At 57.3% G+C, this 20494-nt stretch carries 20 protein-coding genes; 2 read left to right on the top strand and 18 right to left on the bottom strand.

Going from position 1 to position 20494, the window contains the following annotated elements; all coding sequences use genetic code 11:
- Window positions 1-104 precede the first annotated feature (104 nt).
- From ACT3RW_RS07280 to ACT3RW_RS07205, 16 genes are all read right to left on the bottom strand, one after another.
- On the bottom strand, window positions 105-1133 hold the full coding sequence (locus ACT3RW_RS07280; RefSeq protein ID WP_444614626.1) for a tyrosine recombinase XerC: 1029 nt from the start codon (window positions 1131-1133) through the stop codon (window positions 105-107).
- A gap of 19 nt (window positions 1134-1152) precedes the next feature.
- Window positions 1153-2397 (bottom strand): DNA-processing protein DprA, encoded by a 1245-nt coding sequence (gene dprA / locus ACT3RW_RS07275; RefSeq protein WP_444613312.1) that lies wholly within the window; start codon window positions 2395-2397, stop codon window positions 1153-1155.
- Window positions 2398-2407: 10 nt separating this feature from the next.
- Entirely contained in the window at window positions 2408-3967 is a 1560-nt protein-coding gene (locus ACT3RW_RS07270; protein ID WP_444613311.1) for a YifB family Mg chelatase-like AAA ATPase, read from the bottom strand.
- Window positions 3964-4326: a YraN family protein gene (locus ACT3RW_RS07265; RefSeq protein WP_444613310.1), complete on the bottom strand. Its 363-nt coding sequence runs from the start codon at window positions 4324-4326 to the stop codon at window positions 3964-3966. The genes ACT3RW_RS07270 and ACT3RW_RS07265 overlap by 4 nt, the downstream gene beginning before the upstream one ends.
- A 120-nt stretch (window positions 4327-4446) precedes the next feature.
- Window positions 4447-4767, bottom strand: coding sequence for a DUF2469 domain-containing protein (locus ACT3RW_RS07260; RefSeq protein WP_131088087.1), 321 nt, complete (start codon window positions 4765-4767; stop codon window positions 4447-4449).
- Window positions 4767-5546, bottom strand: coding sequence for a ribonuclease HII (locus tag ACT3RW_RS07255; protein ID WP_444613309.1), 780 nt, complete (start codon window positions 5544-5546; stop codon window positions 4767-4769). Before ACT3RW_RS07255 ends, ACT3RW_RS07260 begins: the two co-directional genes overlap by 1 nt.
- Entirely contained in the window at window positions 5506-6210 is a 705-nt protein-coding gene (gene lepB / locus ACT3RW_RS07250; protein WP_444613308.1) for a signal peptidase I, read from the bottom strand. Before lepB (ACT3RW_RS07250) ends, ACT3RW_RS07255 begins: the two co-directional genes overlap by 41 nt.
- 207 nt (window positions 6211-6417) lie before the next feature.
- Complete coding sequence (locus ACT3RW_RS07245; protein WP_262197851.1) at window positions 6418-6993, bottom strand: hypothetical protein; 576 nt, start codon at window positions 6991-6993, stop codon at window positions 6418-6420.
- Between the two features lie 189 nt (window positions 6994-7182).
- Window positions 7183-9543, bottom strand: coding sequence for a S1 family peptidase (locus ACT3RW_RS07240; protein WP_444613307.1), 2361 nt, complete (start codon window positions 9541-9543; stop codon window positions 7183-7185).
- A 429-nt stretch (window positions 9544-9972) separates the two neighbouring features.
- Window positions 9973-10656 carry a signal peptidase I gene (lepB, locus tag ACT3RW_RS07235; RefSeq protein ID WP_444613306.1) on the bottom strand — a complete coding sequence of 228 codons (684 nt, stop codon included), beginning with the start codon at window positions 10654-10656 and terminating at the stop codon, window positions 9973-9975.
- Window positions 10634-10993 carry a 50S ribosomal protein L19 gene (gene rplS / locus ACT3RW_RS07230; RefSeq protein WP_444613305.1) on the bottom strand — a complete coding sequence of 120 codons (360 nt, stop codon included), beginning with the start codon at window positions 10991-10993 and terminating at the stop codon, window positions 10634-10636. The genes lepB (ACT3RW_RS07235) and rplS overlap by 23 nt, the downstream gene beginning before the upstream one ends.
- Before the next feature lie 251 nt (window positions 10994-11244).
- Window positions 11245-12102, bottom strand: coding sequence for a tRNA (guanosine(37)-N1)-methyltransferase TrmD (trmD, locus tag ACT3RW_RS07225; protein WP_444613304.1), 858 nt, complete (start codon window positions 12100-12102; stop codon window positions 11245-11247).
- 3 nt (window positions 12103-12105) lie between these two features.
- Window positions 12106-12675, bottom strand: coding sequence for a ribosome maturation factor RimM (gene rimM, locus ACT3RW_RS07220; protein ID WP_444613303.1), 570 nt, complete (start codon window positions 12673-12675; stop codon window positions 12106-12108).
- A gap of 147 nt (window positions 12676-12822) precedes the next feature.
- Complete coding sequence (locus ACT3RW_RS07215) at window positions 12823-13065, bottom strand: RNA-binding protein (RefSeq protein ID WP_444613302.1); 243 nt, start codon at window positions 13063-13065, stop codon at window positions 12823-12825.
- 2 nt (window positions 13066-13067) lie between these two features.
- Window positions 13068-13478: a 30S ribosomal protein S16 gene (gene rpsP / locus ACT3RW_RS07210; RefSeq protein WP_131088078.1), complete on the bottom strand. Its 411-nt coding sequence runs from the start codon at window positions 13476-13478 to the stop codon at window positions 13068-13070.
- 254 nt (window positions 13479-13732) lie between these two features.
- On the bottom strand, window positions 13733-15424 hold the full coding sequence (locus tag ACT3RW_RS07205; protein ID WP_444613301.1) for an HNH endonuclease signature motif containing protein: 1692 nt from the start codon (window positions 15422-15424) through the stop codon (window positions 13733-13735).
- 216 nt (window positions 15425-15640) lie between these two features.
- Here ACT3RW_RS07205 and ACT3RW_RS07200 point away from each other — a divergent pair, with 216 nt between their 5' ends.
- Together ACT3RW_RS07200 and ACT3RW_RS07195 are read left to right on the top strand one after the other, a co-directional pair.
- The gene (locus ACT3RW_RS07200; RefSeq protein ID WP_444613300.1) at window positions 15641-17473 is read left to right on the top strand and encodes a glycosyltransferase; all 1833 of its coding nucleotides are present in this window, start codon (window positions 15641-15643) and stop codon (window positions 17471-17473) included.
- Window positions 17474-17549: 76 nt separating this feature from the next.
- Entirely contained in the window at window positions 17550-18317 is a 768-nt protein-coding gene (locus ACT3RW_RS07195; protein ID WP_444613299.1) for a CatB-related O-acetyltransferase, read from the top strand.
- 14 nt (window positions 18318-18331) lie between these two features.
- On the opposite strand, the gene ACT3RW_RS07190 is transcribed toward ACT3RW_RS07195, so the two are convergent.
- Together ACT3RW_RS07190 and ACT3RW_RS07185 are read right to left on the bottom strand one after the other, a co-directional pair.
- Complete coding sequence (locus ACT3RW_RS07190) at window positions 18332-19201, bottom strand: VOC family protein (RefSeq protein WP_444613298.1); 870 nt, start codon at window positions 19199-19201, stop codon at window positions 18332-18334.
- Window positions 19202-19739: 538 nt separating this feature from the next.
- A complete protein-coding gene (locus tag ACT3RW_RS07185; protein ID WP_444613297.1) occupies window positions 19740-20450 on the bottom strand; it encodes a hypothetical protein in 711 nt (236 codons plus the stop codon).
- Window positions 20451-20494: the final 44 nt, after the last annotated feature.

Genomic DNA, 20494 nt, shown 5'->3' with positions numbered 1-20494 from the left:
TCAACATCGAACAGGTGCTTTTGCCGCCGATACTTCTATTTTGCCCGATGAAGGGCACTTTTCGCCACCCGGTACGTCACTTTTCCCAGATAACTAGCAAATAATCATGCCCGAGGGTGTGCTTGGCGGTAACTTTGCCGCAATCGTTCCACCGAAACATGGGTATAGAGCTGGGTGGTGGCCAAGGATGCGTGACCAAGGAACTCCTGAACTGCGCGCAAATCAGCACCGCCGTCCAATAGATGTGTGGCCACAGTATGTCGCAGGGCGTGCGGCCCACTAGCCGAGGTGTCCCCCAACGACCGAAGGGCGGTAGCTATCACTTCACGAGCTTGGCGCACGTTGAGCCGGGACCCACGGACTCCCACCAGGAGCGCATCCTCGGCCTGTTCGACGGCTAAAACCCGACGGTGAGACCTGATCCAGTCAATCATGACCCGCTCTGCTGGCTTGCCAAAAGGAACCATCCGCTCCTTGTTACCCTTACCGAGAACCTTCAGGGTTCGACGTTCAAAATCAATGTCGGCAACATCCAACGCAACAAGCTCACTAATGCGTAGCCCTGAGGCGTAGAGCAATTCAGCAATCACCTTGTCCCGGGATTTGACCGCCCTCGCTTTGGCATCATCAGGCTTCGCCTCGGCACTTGTTTCGGAATCACCGGATGGTGGTTCGGCCTGCGCGGCGGTCGCTGAGGGATCGGAAGGCTCGGAAGACAGCAGTCGATCGATCTGGCTTGGCTGAAGCACATGCGGTAAGCGACGTTCCTTTTTCGGAGCGGCCAAACGCAGCGCCGGATCGGTATCAACTAGGTCATGTTTGAGCGCCCAAGCGAAGAAGTTTTTCACCGCAGAGATACGCCGCGCCAACGTGGTGCGCGAAATCTGCGACTCGTGGAGCAACGCGAGCCAATCACGCAGCATCTCAACCGAAATCTGTTTCAAGCCCGGATCTTGCGCGCGGTCCTTGAGGAACTGCCCCAAGTTTCGCAGGTCAACGTCGTAGGCGCGCAAGGTATTCTCGCTGCGTCCTCGTTCGTGTTGCAGATATTCCAAATAATCGGCCACAGGCTCGGCAAATTTCGCAGACAGGCCCGTTGGAACGGTGGTGGAAGGATCATGCTTCATCACCACCGAGCTTACCCGAGTCTGCTCAGGCGGCCGGACGAACCAACTTCCACGTCCTACCATCGGTGCTCGCCATGCCCAGTGCTTCAAGCTGGCCCACCGCTTGCAAGGTTTGAATCAGCGGGACCCCGCTTCGAGCCGAGATCTCGTCGATGACAAGGCCGCGGGCGAAGGACATGCAGTCGTAAACCATGCCTTCATCCCTACCCAGCCGATCCGTGGGACGTTCAATGCTCAACTGCTCCTGCACCGGTTGTGCGACACTTTCCGCACCAACAAGCCGCAGGGCATCCTGCGGACTAGTGAGCAACAGGGCGCTGCCTTCAGAAATCAGCCGATGGCAGCCAGCCGAATTTGGTGCAAAAACGCTACCGGGGACGGCTGCCACATCGCGACTGAGCTCTACCGCATGGCTTGCCGTGTTCAGTGCTCCGGAGCGATGCCTGGCTTCGGTGACAATCACGAGTCGACTCAGTGCCGCGATCAAACGGTTACGGTTCAGGAACCTGAATCGAGCCGAGGTGGTTCCCGGAGGCACCTCTGAAAGCAGGACTCCACGAGCGATCACCTGGTTGAGTAGGTTGCTGTTTCCCGAGGGATAGAGCCGGTCGATCCCTCCTGCCATCACCGAAATGGTCGCAGGGTTGGGGTGCTCCCATTGATCCACACTCAGCGCTGCGCGATGAGCGCTGGCATCGATGCCATAGGCACCGCCCGAAACCACGGTGTAACCGCGCAACGCAAGGGTGCGCCCCAGATCAAAAGTCACCTGGTCGCCATAGTCACTGGCATCGCGTGAGCCGACAATTGCGACGTTGCGCGACAGCTGTTGGCCGCTCAGCAACTCGGGATTGTTCGCTCGCCACCACAGGCACAGTGGTCTACCGAGGTTCAGCTCATCAACCTGCCTAGGCCAGCCGGGATCGGTGTTCAGTAGGAGTCCGCCGCCATGGCGCGCCGCCATGTCTAGGACCGCCTGCGGGTTACTCAGGGAAAGTCGCTTGCGCCAACGAGTCAGGGCAACTTTGAGATCTTGGGCCATATTCGAGGAAGGTTTAAACCCGAGGATCTGATCTACCTGGGCTTTGAGTCCCTGAGGCACAAAGTCCTGACGCTGAATCAGCGTGAGTAGTTCGGACGGCGACATTAGCTCCAGTAATGCGGTGGCGGTGAAGTCGTTGGGTTCGATGAGCTGGTTGAGGTGGGCGATGACCCGCCGCTGCGCGCTGGTATTGGTGGTGAGAAGTTCGACGTTCTGGTTGCGTTGCATCGGGTGGTTCCTAACTGTTTTCTAGGCTTTGGCGCAGATGCGCGGCAATGGCTAAGTCGTCTTGGGTGGGTGCGTCATGCTGTTGCTGATCGGCAACGGTCCACGCCACGCGCAGTAGGCGATGGATGCCGCGGGCCGATAGACCACGCCGGGTGGCCAGCTGTTCGAGGGCCACTTGGGTTTTCGCCGGGTAGCGCAATTCTTGGCGCAGTACCCGAGTGGGGATTTGCGCGTTGCAACTCACGCCAAAGGTTTTCAGCCTGCCTTGGCTACGCTCGCGGGTGGCCAGCACTCGATCGCGCACTTTTTCACTGGACTCGTTCGGGGCGTTTTGCAGTAGCTGAGCTTGGGGCACCGGGTTAACCCGCACTTGTAGGTCTACGCGGTCAAGGATCGGCCCGGAAAGACGGGCGAAGTATCGGCGGCGAGCCATCGGAGTGCAGGTACAACCGGTGCCGGTGCCAAAGTTGCGTCCACAGGGGCACGGGTTGGAAGCGAGCAACAGCTGGAAGCGGGCAGGCAGTCGTTGGTGCCCTTTAGCGCGCGCAAGGTTGATGTAGCCCTCCTCGATGGGTTGGCGCAACGCGTCGAGCACACCAGAATTAAACTGGGCGGCTTCGTCGAGAAACAGCACACCTTGATGCGCCCGAGTGATGGCGCCGGGAATCAATTGGGAGGTTCCACCGCCGATCAACGCGGATAACGAGGCGGTGTGGTGCGGCGCGATAAACGGCGGGGTGCGTTGCAGTTGGGTCATTTCGCTCAACGCACCGTGCGTGATCGAGTGGACGGCGGTGGCCTCTAGGGCTTGCTGATCGTCAAGGGGCGCCATGATGGTTGGCAGGCACTTGGCGAGCATCGTTTTGCCGGCACCGGCGGGCCCCACCATGATCAGGTGATGTCCCCCGGCCGCCGCTAGTTCTAAGGCCAGCCTGGCTTCGTGCTGCCCGTTGACTAGTTGCAGATCCGCCTCTTCACTGGCCGCCGGTGTGATGGCGTTCTGTGTTCCGGCAGTTACTTGATCCGCGCGTGGATGGTGCAGATAGGTGCTCAGTAGTTCTCGCGGTGCCCCACAGTATTCAAGAACCTGGCCGAGGTGGTGGGCGGAAAAGATTTCCATGCCCGCAACGAGCCTGGCTTCGTGGGCGTTGGCTTCAGCCACAATCACCCGGGCGAGTCCATGTTCTTTGGCCAGTTGTACCGCCGGCAGCACCCCGGGCACCGGGCGCAACGTGCCATCCAGACCCAGCTCGGCGAGGTAGAGCGTGTTGGGGCTGGTGACTAGCTGTTGATCCGCGGCCAACGCAGCGGTAAGGATCGCTAAGTCAAAACCGGAACCATATTTGGGCAGGGTGGCCGGGGTGAGGTTCACCGTGAGTTTTCGGTTAGCCAGAGGGATCCCGGTATTGCGGGCTGCGGCCTTGATGCGTTCGCGTGCCTCGTTGAGTGAGGCGTCAGGCAGGCCGAGGATGATGAACCCGGGGATGCCGTTGCCAAGATCGGCCTCCACCTCGATCAACGACACGTTGACCCCGTGGATGGCCACCGCGGTAGTTCGGGCGGTACTCATGGTTGCACCGATTGGTGCAGGTCAAAGAGGTATTGGTCGCCCGAGGGATAGACTTCAACGATGTCGATGCGCGGTTGGGCGATGAACATTGCGTGCGCTTGGGCCCAGAGGATCAGTAATTTGTGCAGCCGGCGATACTTTTGCGCGTTGATCGCGTCAAAGCCGGTGCCGAAGCGCTGGCTGGAGCGAGTTTTGACCTCGATGGCCACGATCTGCCCGTTTCCGGCCCGGGCTACCGCGTCAAGCTCACCGGCCGAGCATCGCCAGTTGCGGTCGAGAATCTCATAGTCGTTGTGGCTTAGGTACTCGGCGGCGGCTTGTTCCCCGGCCGCCCCCAAGCGCTGTGCAGCAGTGCGCATGATCGCTCCTGGATGTTCAAACTATCTGTAAGGAACATCCTGGGCTTGATCAGCACGCCATGGTGCGGTGTTGTGGCCGGTTGTGGATTACTGCGGTGGGGAATAAAGCGCAGCGAGTGGTTAGGAGTCGATGCCCTCTTTGGGGATCTGCAGTTCGTCGCGGTTCAGTTCCTCGACGTTGACGTCCTTAAAGGTCAGTACCTTCACGGCTTTAACAAAGCGGCCCTGCCGATAGATGTCCCAGACCCAGGCGTCGATGAGGTTCAGCTCGAAGTAGACCTCGCCGGCATTGCTCAGCGTTTTCACGTCAACCTGATTGGCCAGGTAAAAACGCCGTTCGGTTTCAACCACATAATTAAAGAGCCCCACCACGGTTTTGTACTCGCGGTACAGCTGTAGTTCCATATCGGACTCGTAATTTTCCAGGTCGTCGCCAGCCATCACTTTGCTTTCTTTGTTGTGGCTTCACCTTGGGCTGTGTTGGCCCCTGAAGTCAAGTTCCAGCTTTTGCGGTGGTAGTCGCACGGGCCCTGATCCACGATCGCCGCACGATGCGCAGCCGTGGCGTAGCCCTTATTAATTTCCCAGCCGAAGCTCGGGTAGCTTGAGGCCAGGTCGACCATGATCGCATCTCGTTCAACCTTGGCCAGAATGGAAGCCCCGGCGATCGCTTGGCAGGTCATATCGCCCTTGATGATGGTTCGCACCGGCAGGTGTAAACCCACCGGTTCTCGATCATCGGCCAAGAGGTCAAAGAGGTCCGGCTCCGGGGCGGTCAACCAGTCGTAACTACCATCAAGCAAGATCGCCTCGGGTGCGACACAGCACTGCGCCGCGGCGCGGGTGCCGGCAAGACGCAGGGCTGCGGTGACACCAAGTTCATCAATTTCTTGGGCCGAGCTGTGCCCCACACCGTAGGCCACCGCCCATTGACGAACCTGCGGCACCAAATCAACCCTGGTTTCGGGACGCAAAAGTTTGGAGTCGCGTAGTTGTGGGAACTCGCTGACCGACTGAATGTCGATCACGGTCATGCCCACGGTGATGGGACCGGCCAAGGCCCCACGACCCACCTCATCCACCGCGCCAATGAAGCGCACCTGCTGCGTCGCGGCTAAGGCACGTTCATGATCGAGGGTGGTGGGCTGGTTTTTGGCCGAAATTTTAGCTGCTGGCACGTTAGTTGGCTGCCGGCTCGGGAACGTTGGAGAAGACCTCATCGTGGGAATCCACGGTGCCCCATCGCGAGGCTGGCCAGGAAATGATCGACGCGCGACCCTGCACGGAGTTTAGGTCCACAAATCCGCCCTGGATGTCGGTGTGGAAGCGTGAATCGGCGCTGGCTGCACGGTGATCGCCCATGACCCAGATCTTGTCTTGTGGCACGGTGACCGAGAATTCCATATCTGAGGGCTTGTTGCCCTGGTACACATATGGCTCGTCGATTTCTTCGCCGTTGATCTTCAATTTGCCGTCGCTCTGCGAGTAGGAGACGGTGTCCCCCGGCATGCCGATGATGCGCTTGACCAGGTACTGCTCGTCGGCTGCGGGCAGGATTCCGACAAAGGAGAGCACGTTTTCAAAGGCGGTGGGCGATTGCTCTAGTGGTGGCAGCCAGCCCAGATCATCACGGAAGACGACCACGTCGCCGCGGTTCAGCTCAAAGGGACCGGGAACCATCAAGTTGGCGAAGATTCGGTCGTTGATTTCCAAGGTGTTTTCCATGGATCCCGAAGGAATGTAGTACGCGCGGAAGAAGAAGGTCTTGATCGCGAAGGAGAGCACCAACGCGATGACAACGATGATGACGATCTCGCGAACAAAGCGCCATATTTTGTATAGCGGTCCCGATTCGTGGGAATTTTCAGCTGGGGCGGCGCTCACAGTTCGATTTGTACCTTCCATTATCGCGTAACACCCCCATCTTACGTGCCCCAAGTTGTTCAATCGGTCATTGTGTGGTGCGGATCCTTGGGATGCGCCTGGCGACCGGCTAATTACCCGCCGCTGGGCGCGCTAATGGCCGGCCCGAATTTTCGGACCAGCCACTGTGCGCACCCTGACGGGATGGTGGTAGTTGGTTGGTGGTGGTTAGTTGCTCGCCGGTGAGCCGATGCCGCCGCTAGGTTCTAAGTCCACCGGAATCTCGCCGATCGGCTTCTCGGTCTTGATCAGTGTTTGAAGCGCGTCGATCTGGTTGCTATCCACTGAGAGCGTGAGGCCGCCGGTTTCCGGGTTCAGCGAGTAGGCGTGGATCGAGGAACTGATCGGGGTCTCCTGCTTGGATTGCCAGCTCATGATCTTGCCGATGGCCGCACGTAGCTCTTTGTTGCTGAACTTCACTACATGACCGATCGCCCCAGCATCTTCAATGATGATGGTCTTCGATTCATTGGTGGTAGACACGTGCAGCTTGCCGTCCTTGATCCAGCCCTGCACGTAGTCCTCGCCCAATTCCTTCGAGAGCTTCTCGTTGGTGTCCAATAGTGCAGTTTGGTCCACGGTGTTCTCGCTCGATTCTTCGGAAGGGTGGGCTGAGTGCGTGCTGGCTGACTCTTTGGTGCCCGGTTCCGCTTCTTGGCCACAGCCCGACAGCAGCAGGCTGGCCATGAGCGCCGTCGACGCCAGAGCTAATGGGGTGCGGGATGTTTTGGCGTTGAAATTCATTATTTCCACCTCAGTATTTTTTGCGTTGCCACAGCCTACCTAGAATTCAGGCTAACGCGCCTTTCGTAAAGCATTCGGTGAAGCACATGTGTGCCTACTAAAAATGTCCCGCTACCAATGATGAAGTAGCGGGACATTTTTAGCGGTTGCTAGAACCTCTTAGCGGTTCATTGCTGGACCGTGTGTTGCTTAGCCGTGACGACGGTTGCCGCGACGGAACAGCAGGAACATTGCGCCGACCAGAGCCAGTGCGCCACCTGCAGCGATCAAAGGAGCGCTAGCCGAACCGGTGTCTGCCAAAGGATCGTCGTTCTTAGGAGTTTCCTTTGGAGTAGCCGAGTTGGTTGGCTCATCGATGGTCTCATCCTGTGGAGCTTCGCTCGACTCTTCAGTTGGAGTCTCGGAAGGCTCCTCAGTTGGAGTCTCGGAAGGCTCCTCAGTTGGAGTTTCCGATGGTTCCTCAGTAGGAGTCTCGGAAGGCTCCTCAGTTGGAGTTTCCGATGGTTCCTCAGTAGGAGTCTCGGAAGGCTCCTCAGTTGGAGTTTCCGATGGTTCCTCAGTAGGAGTCTCGGAAGGCTCCTCAGTTGGAGTCTCGGAAGGCTCCTCGGTAGGGGTCTCGGAAGGCTCCTCAGTTGGAGTTTCCGATGGTTCCTCAGTAGGAGTCTCGGAAGGCTCCTCAGTTGGAGTCTCGGAAGGCTCCTCAGTTGGAGTCTCGGAAGGCTCCTCAGTTGGAGTCTCGGAAGGCTCCTCGGTAGGAGTTGGGGTTGGAGTCGGGGTAGGCGTTGGGGTTGGAGTAGGCGTTGGAGCTACAACAACTACTACGCTGCCCTTGGTGGTTGCCGACTTGTCGAACCCATTGCGTGCCTGCAAAGTGAAGGCGTAAGCGCCAGCCTTCTCCGGTGCGGTGAACTTGAAGTTGCCATTGCCATCAACGGCTACGGTCTCCACAACCTTGCCGTCGACGATAACGTCAACCTTGGTACCGGAGCCTGCACCCTCTACGTTGCCGGAAATCGAATCTCCAGCGTCAACTTCTGAACCATTCTTGGTGGTCAGGGTTGGTGCGTTGATGAATTTCTTGACGGTGTAACCCTTGACTCCACTAATGCGGTTCAGTGCATCAGTCAGCCCGGTGTACATAGCGATGTCATCACTGGTGTTTTCCACACCGTCGGTTCCGGCACCATTGGCAGAGTTGATGCCGATAGCCTTAGTGCCAATCAGCACGGCTCCACCCGAGTCACCCTGGTCCAAAACACGCTGGCCTGGGTTCTTTGCGGTGTAGCCCCAAACGTCACGCAAGGTTCCGTCTTTGCCCTGCACGAAGAAGATGCCTTCGCCGGTAATTTCCGAACAGCCCCAACCGGTAGTTGAACCCGAGGAACAAGCGTTGGCGCCAACGGCACCGGAAGCGGCACCGGTAATGTTGATGACCTTATCGCGCTCGTCTCCACCTGCTGGCCACTGCGAAACAGCTGGCTTCAGGTTCAGATCTGCGTTGATACCCTCGATAACCGAGATATCAGTGCCTGGGTTTTCAGTGTCTACGTCATCCCAGGTTGCATCCGTTGGGTAACCCGAGTTGCCGGGTCCACCAAACTGAGCGAAACCAAAATTACCAAGTTCCGCAAAGTATCCGAGGAACTGGTTTGGAGCTTCTGCTTCAATTACATAGGTGTCGGTCATGGAGCCATCTTCAGTACAGTGACCTGCGCTGAGGATTGCGTCCTTACCAGTCGAGTCCCATGCGTTGAAACCGATCGAGCAACGAGCGCCTGGTTCCTGTCCGCCCTGACCGATGGCGTAGCCCATACCACCGTAAATATCTTCGGTAGCGCCCTGCTTCGCAGCTCCACTGCCATCTTTCTTAGATGGCGCGAAGACTACGTCAGAAGCGGCTGCATGTTCGGCAAATTCTTCCAAGGAAAGCTCGCCGGCAGCGGCCTTCTTCTTGGTGAGAGCCTTACGCTTGGTTCCCTCAATGGAGCCAGGACCCGAAGCAATGATCTTCACGACGTTCTTGCCCTTGACGGTCGTATTGACGATCGCGGTCAGTCGGCTTAGCTGCGAGTTATCGACGTTGTCAACGATTTCCTCGTAAACGCCTTCAACGGTTGACAGGTTGTTCTTGTTGATTTCAAGAGACACAGCCGCAGGGGAAACCTCGACAATTTTCTTGGCCTCGGTCGCGTCCTTCTTACTGACCTCAACCTTTGCCTTGCCGTCCTTGACGGACGTGCGGGACTCGATACCCTTGGCCTTCAGCTGCTTTGCAAGGGCTGCGGCGGTTTCGCTGGTCTTCGATTCTTCGACGTATTCCTCGACGGTTTTGCCTAGGTCGCGTTCGATAGCTTCAGGCAGTCCGGTCGTGTCCACTGCACTTTGGCTAGGCGTCGCGCTAGGGGTTGCTGAGCTGCTCGAAGGGGCCGACGGCGAGCTAGTCGCCTCCGGGGCCGCAACGGCTGGCATGAAGCTACTGCCAACTACCAAAGCGGTAGCGGCTGCAGCAACGAGACCTCGTTGCGCAGTCTTTTTATTTGGATTTGGCATTAATGCTTCTCCCACATTTTTGGTGCGAGTGCTAGCGCGGCCCATACCTCCGGGCACACCTCAGCACAGGTGTTGTTACCAAAATGAAACAATAGCGGGTGCAATGCATGGTTTCAAGTAAGGAATCCAACGAAAATATAAACATAAACACGCAAACCGCCTAGTCAGTGCACGCTGTCGATTTTCGATTAGGTCACATCTCGCACCGTTACTCAATTGGTTTAAGATTGGAGTACTCTTTCTAGCGCCTAGTCAGCTTATTGAAACCTGTGTACTGTCGCAGAAATTCCATACTAAACACACAGATTCCCGGTCGAGTCTGGGAACTTGCGAAAAAATACACGAGAAACGAAAAAATAGCGTCAGATGTCGAGGATTTCGTCATCTGACGCTACTTTGCAGCCGTTGTGGCAGTTGCGCACGGGCCATTTATTGGATCTGCGATTTCTGGTCCAGCGGCCACACGATGTTGGTTGCTTTGCCGGTTACACGCTCAACGCTGATCATGCCACCACCGCTGGCACCAAGCAGGGAGCGCGAGTCTTTGGAGGCGGAGCGGTGATCGCCCATCACCCAGAGCCGGCCCTCAGGAACCTTCACCGAGAATGATTGCTCGCTTGGTGCATCGCCGTCAAAAACGTAGGGCTCTTCTAGGGGCTGACCGTTGACGGTGAGCTGGCAGGGTGTGCCCTTGCACTCGATAGTATCGCCACCAATACCAATGACGCGCTTGACGTACTTGCTGCCGGTGCCCGTCAGGCTCAGTGCGCCGAGCAGATCGTCGGCGAAACTCGCCTTGGCATAGGGCAGGAATGAGCCGCGGCCGTCAAAAACGATCACGTCCCCGCGCTGCGGATCGGTGTCTTTGTAGGCTCGGCGGTCAACGGCGATGCTTTGGCCAGGGTTCAGCGTGGACTGCATCGAGCTGGAGTCGATATGAAACAGGTCAATCACGCTCGCGCGGAAGATAATGGTAGAGAGCAGGCCGAGAATGATGGCGAGTACAGCGAAGCGCCAGACCCATGAAAAGGCCCGGCGCTTCAAAGTTGCTCGCTCGGAGCGGGCAGTCTGGTTCATCGAAGAACGCAGATTACTTCTTTGCGTTGAAGTCACGCTTCTCGCGGATGCGAGCAGCCTTACCGTGACGATCGCGCATGTAGTACAGCTTGGCACGACGTACGTCGCCCTTGGTTACAACCTCAATCTTGTCGATGATTGGGGAGTGAACTGGGAAGGTACGCTCAACACCGGTACCGAAGGATACCTTGCGAACGGTGAAGGTTTCGCGAATGCCGTCGCCGTGACGACCTACAACGTAGCCCTGGAATACCTGGACACGCGAGTTCTTACCTTCGATGATGTTGACGTGTACCTTCAAGGTATCGCCGGCACCGAAAGCTGGAATGCCTGAACGCAGCGAAGCTGAATCAACAGAGTCAAGTAAATGCATGTTGCATCTCCTAGGATCAATGCCGCAGGTCACCGAATCCTCGTAGCGGGGCTCTTCGCTAGCCATCGGCTTTGCGAACTCCCCGGAACGTATACCACCGATTGGCTCTAGCAATCGGTGCGGTGGTTCTTTCATATCCAGTCGTCCCCCTGCGGCAGGAGCCGGACAAAAACACACCAAGAAACAATTATGCCGTATCTAACTAGCGGACGCGAGTCTGCCAGAAATTAAGCCGTCGTGATGTTGACCTCTTAGCTGGCCGATTCCGGATCTGGTGCGGTTGCCGGGCTGGTTTCGGCGCCGGCACCGGTGGCCCACTCCAGCTGCGACTTAGGGGTGATCGTCCCTTCAACTACGGCAAAGCCGTTGTGCCAGAGGGCATCACGGTCGCGACGGTTCAGCGATTGCACGTCGAGCTGCTCGATCAAGTCCGGGCGACGGGCGGCGGTGCGCTTAATCTGTTCGTCGCGACGGAATCGACCCACACGCTGGTGATTGCCACCGAGCAGAACCTCGGGGACCTCGCGGCCACGCCATGAGGACGGCTTGGTGTAGACCGGGTATTCCAGCAGCACATCGGAGTGGGATTCTTCGACCAGCGACTCAGGGTTGCCGATCACGCCCGGGATCAGGCGGGCGATGGCCTCAACCATCACCATGACCGCTACTTCTCCCCCATTAAGCACGTAGTCGCCGATGGAAACCGGGATGACGTTAAAATTCTCGTGCGCGTAGTCGATGACACGTTCGTCGATGCCTTCATAACGGCCGCAGGCGAAGACCAGGTGCTCTTCTTCGGCCAGATCGTAGGCCATCTGCTGGTTGAAGACCGCGCCGGCAGGCGAAGGAACAATCAGCGTTGGCTTGGGGCCTTGCGCGTTAGCAGAGCGTACCGAATCAAGGGCCTTGCCCCATGGCTCGGGCATCATGACCATGCCAGCGCCACCACCGTAGGGAGTGTCGTCCACCTTGCGGTGCTTATCCTCGGTGAAGTCACGCAGGTTGGTGAGATTCAGGTCCAGAATTCCGTCTTGGGCGGCGCGGCCGATCAGCGACAGTGAAAGCGGCTGCAGGTACTCCGGGAAGATCGAGATGACATCAAGACGCATGGCTTAGCGCTCTTCCTGATCGCTGGAGTTCTCGTTGTCGAGCTGCGCTTCGTCGTCCGCTTCGTCGCTATTGAGGGTGAGCAGGCCCGCTGGTGGGGTGATGACGACGATGCCGGCTTCCGGATCGACATCCGGGACAAACTCGTCGACGAAGGGCAGGTAGATTTCCTGTCCGTCGTTGTCCTCAAAGACCAAAAGGTCTTGGGCAGGGTTGGTGCGTAGTCCGGTGATCACGCCAACCTGCTGGCCATCGAGCATGACCTTCAGGTCCAGCAGCTCGTGCTCGTACCACTCGTCGGAGTCATCCTCTGGCACGTCGGAGACTTCAATTTCCAGTCGTGCGCCGCGCAGGGTTTCAGCCTGGTTGCGGTCGGAGATCTCCTGGAAGGAGAGCAGCAAAATGGTCTTGTTCCAGCGCGCGTTTTTCACCGTGAGGGTTTTGACCGGGCCATCGACCACGATGATCTCCACCCCAGGGGTGAATCGCTCTTCGGGGTTGTCGGTCTGGACCTGGGCGGTGACTTCGCCACGGATACCGTGGGGCTTACCAATACGGGCAACCTGCAATCGCATAGTCTGCTGCTCTTTCTGCGTGGTGATCCGGGGATACGCCGGGAGGTGGGGTGCAATATCTGGGTGAAACACGAAAGGAGTTCCCGTCACTTGTAGGACGGAAACTCCTTTCGAAATGAAGCCAACTAGAAGTTGAGCTGCAGTTGCTTAGCCGCGGCGACGGTCGGTGTCGATAACATCAACACGAACCGATTCCTTGGCCAGCGCTGCCATGACGGTACGCAGTGCTCGTGCGGTGCGTCCCTGACGTCCGATCACACGACCGAGATCTTCAGGGTTGACCCGTACTTCGAGCAGATCGCCGCGGCGGGTGGACTTCAAGGCAACCTTGACGTCTTCCGGGTCCTCAACGATTCCGCGAACCATATGGTCGAGCGCATCAACGAGCACTGTTACTCAGCCTCGGTAGCTTCGGCCTCTGCCTCTTCAGCAGCTGGCTTTTCAGCCTTCTTGGTGATTGCCTCTGGGAGGATCACTGAACCCTTGTCAGGTGCAACGAATGCTGGCTTAGGCTCGGCAACCTTGTAGGTGCCTTCCTGGCCATCGATGCCCTTGAACTTCTGCCAGTCACCGGTGATGTTCAGCAACTTGTGAACCTGCTCCGATGGCTGAGCGCCAACGGACAGCCAGTACTGAGCACGCTCAGAATCGATCTCGATGATCGATGGGTTCTCGGTTGGGTGGTACTTACCGATCTCCTCGATGGCACGGCCATCGCGCTTAGCGCGGGAGTCCATGACAACAACGCGGTAGAAAGGTGCGCGCATCTTACCGAAGCGCTTCAGACGAATTTTAACGGCCACTGTAGTGGTCACTCCTGTTTCTCAACATGGTCGAGCCCAATTTTTAGCACCTGTGGGGCAGGCCTTACTGATCGGACTCTAAAAGGGACAGGATTCGAAGCGGAGAGAGGGGCCGAATCAAATCGAGTACCCTGCAATTATGCCAGAGAGCGAGCATGCTGGCCAACTCTATTTTGGTCGCGCGTGGCGCTGATGCCATGAGGTTGATCACTCACGCAGTTAGCCGGTAGCACTAGTTTAGCTCAGGGCTTGGGTCAGGACACCGTGTGGATCCGGTTTCGGGCCGGGATCTGGAGCGGATCAAGATGTTTGGGCAGCGTGATGTACGCCAGTCCCCCGATGGTGCTCAGCGTTAACAATCCGGCATGGATCGCATGGTGATGGGCGCGGCACAGGCAACTGCCATTGGCGCTCGAGGTGCAGCCGCCGTTTTCCCACCAATTGTTGTGGTGGTATTCGAGCATTTCCACCGGCGCGGTGCAGCCCGGAACGATGCAGCCTTTATCGCGAGCATAAATGGCGCGCTTCATCGCCTCGGTGAAGAAGCGTTGAGATCGACCTACGTCGAGCGGTTGAGAATTGGGGCCAAAAATTACCCGATAGATGTCGCCTTGGCAGATTAGTTGGCCCGTATCTGCCGGCCCGAGTTTTAGTCCGTGTTCGGTGACGGAGGTGAGCTTGTCCAGATTTTTTAGATCCGCCAATGCGTCGAGCTTGATGTGGATGGCGATCTTTGGGGTGACGGTTTTGGCGGTGTTGCTCGGATTCGAATTTTTCATGGCCGCGAGCAGGGCGTTCAGGCGTCGTTGAGCGACCGAGATATTACCGTCGCCGGGAACCTGCGCGCTGGGATTAACAAAACCTGCGTTTTGTTCTCCCTCCTTTAACAAGGGCTGCGTTTCGGGGGTGGGGTCTTGGGCCCACGGTGGCATCGGGTCGTTGCTGTTAAAGAGGGCATCGCTGTTCAAGGGTGCATCGCTGTTCAGGGGTCCATCGTCTGCCGGGTGGTCTTGATCTTTTGACGCCTGCGTTTCATCAGGTGAGCCGGACTGGTCAGCGCGGGCAGATTTGCCGGCATCGGTGCGCGGGTTATCACTCTGGGCGGCGTGGGAGCGCATTTCCTCGCGCTGATCGCCGGCGACAACTAGCTTCCAGATGTCGCGGTCCCCCACCTGGCTCTGTAAAAACAGTCCGCATTCGGGAGCTGTGGTTTTTTTGCGCGCTTTGCGTTCGGCGGAGATGAAGTTGTTCAGTAGGCTTTCGCGGGTGTTGCGTTCGGGTTCAGCCAGAAGCTGCACTGCGTGATCTTCAAGTAGCTGGCCGTCGGAGTGGAGGGCGGTGGGCGCGAGGGGTAGCCCTTCAAAACAAGTGTCGGTTGGCTCGAAGGAGTCCAGCGCGCGGGCAGCGCGGGCCACCATACGGGGGTCAAGATCGGCCGAAGAAGTGTAGAGGTCGGCTAATTTGGTCAGGCGCGGAGGCATGGTGCTGCCGTCGATGGCGCGGCGGGCGATTAGTAGGTGTGCGTCGTTCACCCGGCGCATCGCCTCGTGGGCGTTGAGGTCCAGAAATTTGGCGGCGAAGTCGGCGGTGTTCAGGTAGTGCGCGCGGCCTGAATGCTGATGGGCGGGGGTGGAAAAGTCGGTGGTGCCGGTGCGGACGGCGGCCAGGTCCTCATCGGTGATCAGGTGTGCGCCGGTGGATTCTAGCGCGATGATGCTGTGCAGCTGTTCTCGCAGGGTGTAGCGGTGCAGGGTTTCAATCAGTTGGGCGTGGGCGGCGGCGATGCGCGGGTCGGTGCTGGTGCGCAGCGTGTGGGAAAGGCGGAGCAAGAGCGTGCAGCAGGCGGCCATGATTTCCAGCAGTAGTGCGGTGGCGCCACGGGGGAAATTTCCGGTGAGGCTGATGCGCAGTGCTGCCAGGGTGGCGGCCAACTGATGAATGCTCATGGGGACATCATGGTGCGGCGGCGGGAGGATCGGGCACAAAAAATACCGGCTGTGGGTAAGTGTGATGCTGTATAGGCGCTGTTCGACTCGTGCCAGGTTGCTGATCCACTGCGCACAATGAGCTAGGCGACTGTAGAGTAAAAGTTGGATGCGCTGGCGCTTAGATGTCGGCCGGTTGCGTTCGACGTTTTTGAGATCGACCGAAGGAATACCCCCGTGGCTTTGCGCAGCGAAGAACGCAGCGAAGAACTTGACGCCTACATGGTGACGTGGAAGCTCGAACGCGAATTTGGTGGCATGACTACGGTGTGCACCCAACGCGCTGGACTTTTTGCGCAACGTTATGGCCGCTCGTTTATCGTCACTTTTAATCGCGACCCGAAGCTGCCGCAGACCGTTGAGGATCTGGTGGCGCGCGGTAAGTTGGATCCCAAGGTGCAGGTGCTGAACATCTACTCGTTCTTGGCACAACACGATATCGCCGCGCAGGATAGGATTCCGGAGCGCAAGGCGCAGCCGGAACATCAGGATTTTGAACTGCAACATACGGTGTACTACGGCGATGAGCCACAGCTTGCCTTTAGCCAGAGCAGTTCGGCCGGGCCGGACGAGGCCACCACGCAGTTACGTTTTTTGCGCAAGGACGGCAGCACCTTCCTACTTGATACCCGATTTACCGATACTGCCGGGAAAAACCGTCGCATCGTCGAGGTGCTTGATCGTGCCGGTAATATCACCGCGCGTTTCCCGAGCGCAGCCTCCTTGTACCGGCATTGGTTAAGCCAGTTGGCCGATCGCGACAATACCTTGGTGGTGGTGGACAGCAAGTACACCGCCTCGATGCTCGGGAGCTGGGAAACCAAGATCGTGCCTAAGTTGTACGCCTTCCACAGTGTGCACGTGACCAAGGGCGAAAGCCTGCTCACCGGTAAGCTGTCCGATCCACATTCCCCGGTGATCGCCCAACGAAAATTGTGGGACGGTTTTGTGTTCCTCACCGAGGGGCAACGCGCCATTTATAACCGCCGTTTTGGTGATGCCGATACTACGTTTGTGATCCCCAATCCGCTCAAATCCAGCGCGGTCACCCCGGTAGCCAAGGGCCAGGATGCACCGGAACGAAAGCCAACGCAATTGATCGCCGCCGGATCGCTGACCACCAATAAAAACGTGGCGGCAGCCATTAAAGTGGTGGCCGAATTGGTGCGCCGCGGACATGCTCCGGTCTTGCATGTGGTCGGCCAGGGATCCCAACGGGAAAAACTTGAGCAGCTGTGCGCCAAGCTCGGCGTTGAAGATGCGGTGATTTTCCACGGCTTCTCCGATAAGTTGCCAACCTTCTTTGCCACCTGCACAGCGCAGTTGTTTACCTCTAGCAATGAGGGGCAGGCTTTGGTGTTGCTTGAAGCTCAGGCCCAGGGCTGTGTGCCGATATCCTTCGACATCAACTTTGGCCCGGCCGATAGCATCCAAGATTCGGTCAACGGCTTCTTGGTTCCGGCCGGTGACATTACCCGGATGGCTGATCGCGCTGAACAGTTAATGACCGATCCACAATTGGCGGCGCAGCTTTCGGCCAACGCTCGAAAATTTGCTCAAGAGTATGCTTCGCGGGACCTGGTCTCGCTCTGGGAGGAAACCATGTCCATCGCGTCCAAGATCAAGCAGCTCGGTGCCCGGCAAGAAGTTCCAGAATTTTCCGCACGGCTAAAATCGGTGGAGTTCTTGGAGCGCGGTGCCCTGAAAATCAGCGTGGCGCACAAGGCAAAATTGCCGCGTGACACCGGTTTTGAATTGGTCATCGTGCAGCGCGACAATGAGGCTGAGGTAAAGGTCTATGCAGCCAGCGAATTTGATGAGCAACAGGCCGTGTTCACCATCGACGTCGCCGGGGTAAAGGAAGCGCGCACCCAAGAGAAGCCCACCGACGTGTTTTTGCGTATGCGGGTAGGTTCCAGCATGTTGATGAAGCGCTTGGGTGTTGAAAATTCGCGGGTGCTACCGTACTTCACCAGCCACAATAATCTGTCCTTTAAACCAGAGAAGTAGGCTTCCAGCGCGCATCGGCCTCGCACTTATCGCTCGCCCAGAAACACGAACTAGAGTTGAAGCTATGAAAATTGCGATGTCTGACCTGCAGCCACTGCTCGGCCACCACCGAATCCTGCTCGCAGGCCAAGGCGTGGACACGATGGAAAAGTCCGGGGACTCATACGCTGCGAACACGCAGGTTACTTTTGAGGCAGACCTAGAGCTACACCCTTACACGACGTTTTATGGCACCGCAGGCACCGCCTTGCCACGGATGGGTGCGTTTTCCTACACGATTTCAAAGCTGCATAAGTCGGTGAGCGTTGGTCGTTACACCTCGATCGCCAAGGGTATGAGCGTGATGGGTGCCCGACACCCTCTGGAGTGGGCCTCAACCAGTCCGGTCTTTTACAACCAGCGCGTGATGGCCCAAGCCTATTCTCAAGATCGTGGCGTCAGCCTTGAATCGACCAATTTTGACTATGACCAGGGCCAAATCGTCATCGGCAACGACGTGTGGATCGGCGAAAAGGTGTCGCTGGGTCATGGAGTGAAGATCGGCGACGGTGCAGTCATCGCCTCAAATTCGGTGGTGACCAAAGATGTTGACCCGTATACCGTGGTCGGCGGGGTGCCAGCTCGTGTATTGCGTGAACGTTTTGCCCCCGGGATCGTGCACGCACTGCAAGCCTCGGAGTGGTGGGAGTTTGCACCGGAGGATCTGACTCGTTTTGATGTCAGTAATCCCGAGGAGTTTGCTCACCAGGTGATGCGTGGCCGCGAGGATGGCAGTTTAGTTCCGCTGGTGACCCAACCACTGACCGCGCCAATGATCAAAGAGCACCTGGACACCTTGAAGTAGCTGGCACGAACCGATTAGCCCAGAGTGACGCGCAAATTGTTGTTCCATGGGTCATTAAAGCGTAGTTCCGATCCGGTGTGATGGTGCGTTACCTTCGCGAAGCTTAGGCGTTCGGCCAATTTGCCGATTTCTTCTTCGCTAGGCACATTGATCAGTACTTCACCCAGGCCCAGGGTGTCTTTGCGCGGACCGGCGCCGCGGGAGTTCCAGACGTTCATCGCCATGTGGTGGTGGTAGCCGCCGGCGGAGACAAACAAGGCCTGCTCGCCCAATGCGGTGGTCTCATCAAAGCCGAGGGTGTTCACGTAGAACTGGCGCGCGGTGGCAACATCGCCAACCTGCAGGTGTACGTGGCCGATATCGGCTGCGGCCTTGCGCTGGGTTGCGACAGCCTGTTCGCTCAAGTGCGAGTTGAGATATTCGTTGGGGTCCAGGTAGATGGTGTCCATCGATACCTCACCGTTTTTCCACGTCCAGCCGTCGCGCGGGCGGTCGAAGTAGAGCTCGATGCCGTTACCTTCGGGATCTGTGAAGTAGAACGCTTCGGAGACTAGGTGGTCTGAGCTTCCCACAAATTTGCTCTGATCAAATTGTGCAGCCGAGAGTACGGTGGCTGCCAGATCCGCCTGAGTGTCAAAGAGCAGTGCGGTGTGGAACAGTCCAGCTTCATTGCGCGAGGCCAGCTGTAGACCCGGAGCGTTGCGCAGGTTGACCAGCTCTTGAATCCCGCGACCCAGCGTGGTGCCTTCGGCCGATTCAACAAGTACCTCTAACCCAAGTGCCTTTTGGTAGTACTCGCTCATGGTCTTCATATCGCCGACCTTGAGCTGTACGGCGTTCATATGAGTTTCGGCGGCGAGCTTATCTTCTTTGAGCGTAGTCATGACCTGTCCCCTGTTTTCTGTTCACTTGTTCCTATTGATACCTACCGTACTCCGATTTAGTTGATGCTTCAAGTAATTTTCGAAGCTCTGTGCATCACAGTGAATTTACGACGTCGCCAAGAGACTCTTGCTCGCCCTTGCGCGAAGGTGCGCAGCGCTTGCCAAAATGAGCTCCGGAGAGCCATGTGCCAGGGCCACTTCCATCAGGTTTCAACCAAGCTCGACCCCCTAACCTGCGGGTGAATAAGCAAATTCTCCGAAAGTGCAGCTGGCATGCTCCAGTATCAAGGAAGGCGTCAAGGTTCAATAGGAAAAAGAATGTGGCAGCCCGGTTATCCGAACTGCCACTGCAGACTCCTGAACTAAGAAATGCTACTGATCCGCCTCAGAACTGTCGTCATCCTGCTTGTTGTACGGCTTCGAATTGTTTCTCCGGAGAGCGGCGAACAAGAAAACCGCAAGCCCTACTGTTACCAATAGTGGAATTATGATGAAAAATACCAATTCAAATGCGTTGGGCACTAGTGGATTCATAGTTCTATGCCACCCACTTACAGGACTGTGTGATACCAAAGCTGTTAGTAATAAACTGGATAGTTGCCGTCCTTCCGGTGGTAGCCCAGCCGATTGTCCTGTTTGAAGTTGCGTCAATTTCCATATGGGCACGGTTATTGCTCTTCCACGCTTTGTCCCCACTGAATGCGATCTTGAGGGTCGGGTCGTACACAGTGGTGATGCGGGCAGTAGGGTTCTCCACGCGGACTAGCGTCGCCCCGAAGTTCTTAGCCCAAACACCGCCAGACACCTTGACTCGTGCGACCACAAGCCCTCCTAGAGACACACCACGCAGATAGCAGGCAACTGGCTGACGGCTTGTTGTGGATTTGGCAGCTGGAGTTGCGAACGGAATTTGAGTGGCCACTTGCGGCTCATCTTCGGCGAATTCCACTTCGCCAGTGAGAATAGAAGCCGCTTCGTCCAACTGTTCCGCACGAGACAAGCTGTCCAATTTCCGAAGGGATTCGATAGCTGCCTCGTCGCCCTGTTCAGCACCTTGCTTGTAGCTGAATTCCAACGCGTCAATTAGCTTCAGTTTTTGAGATTTTGATGGGACAGAACTCTCTTCGCCAACGACCGCAAATGCTTCAACGGATGGCCCCAAAGACTGCGCTTGAGCAGGCAATGCCAACCCGCTGGCCAGGAGTGTGGCAGCAAGGGAACTGAGCGCTATTTTTATTTTGATCTTCACGGTTACCCTTAGACGATAGACTTACAAAAAATAGCCTAGTCGCA

This window comes from Glutamicibacter sp. AOP5-A2-18 (assembly GCF_052446055.1).
Classification (GTDB): domain Bacteria; phylum Actinomycetota; class Actinomycetes; order Actinomycetales; family Micrococcaceae; genus Glutamicibacter.
This window is presented reverse-complemented; position numbering and strand designations above follow the sequence as displayed.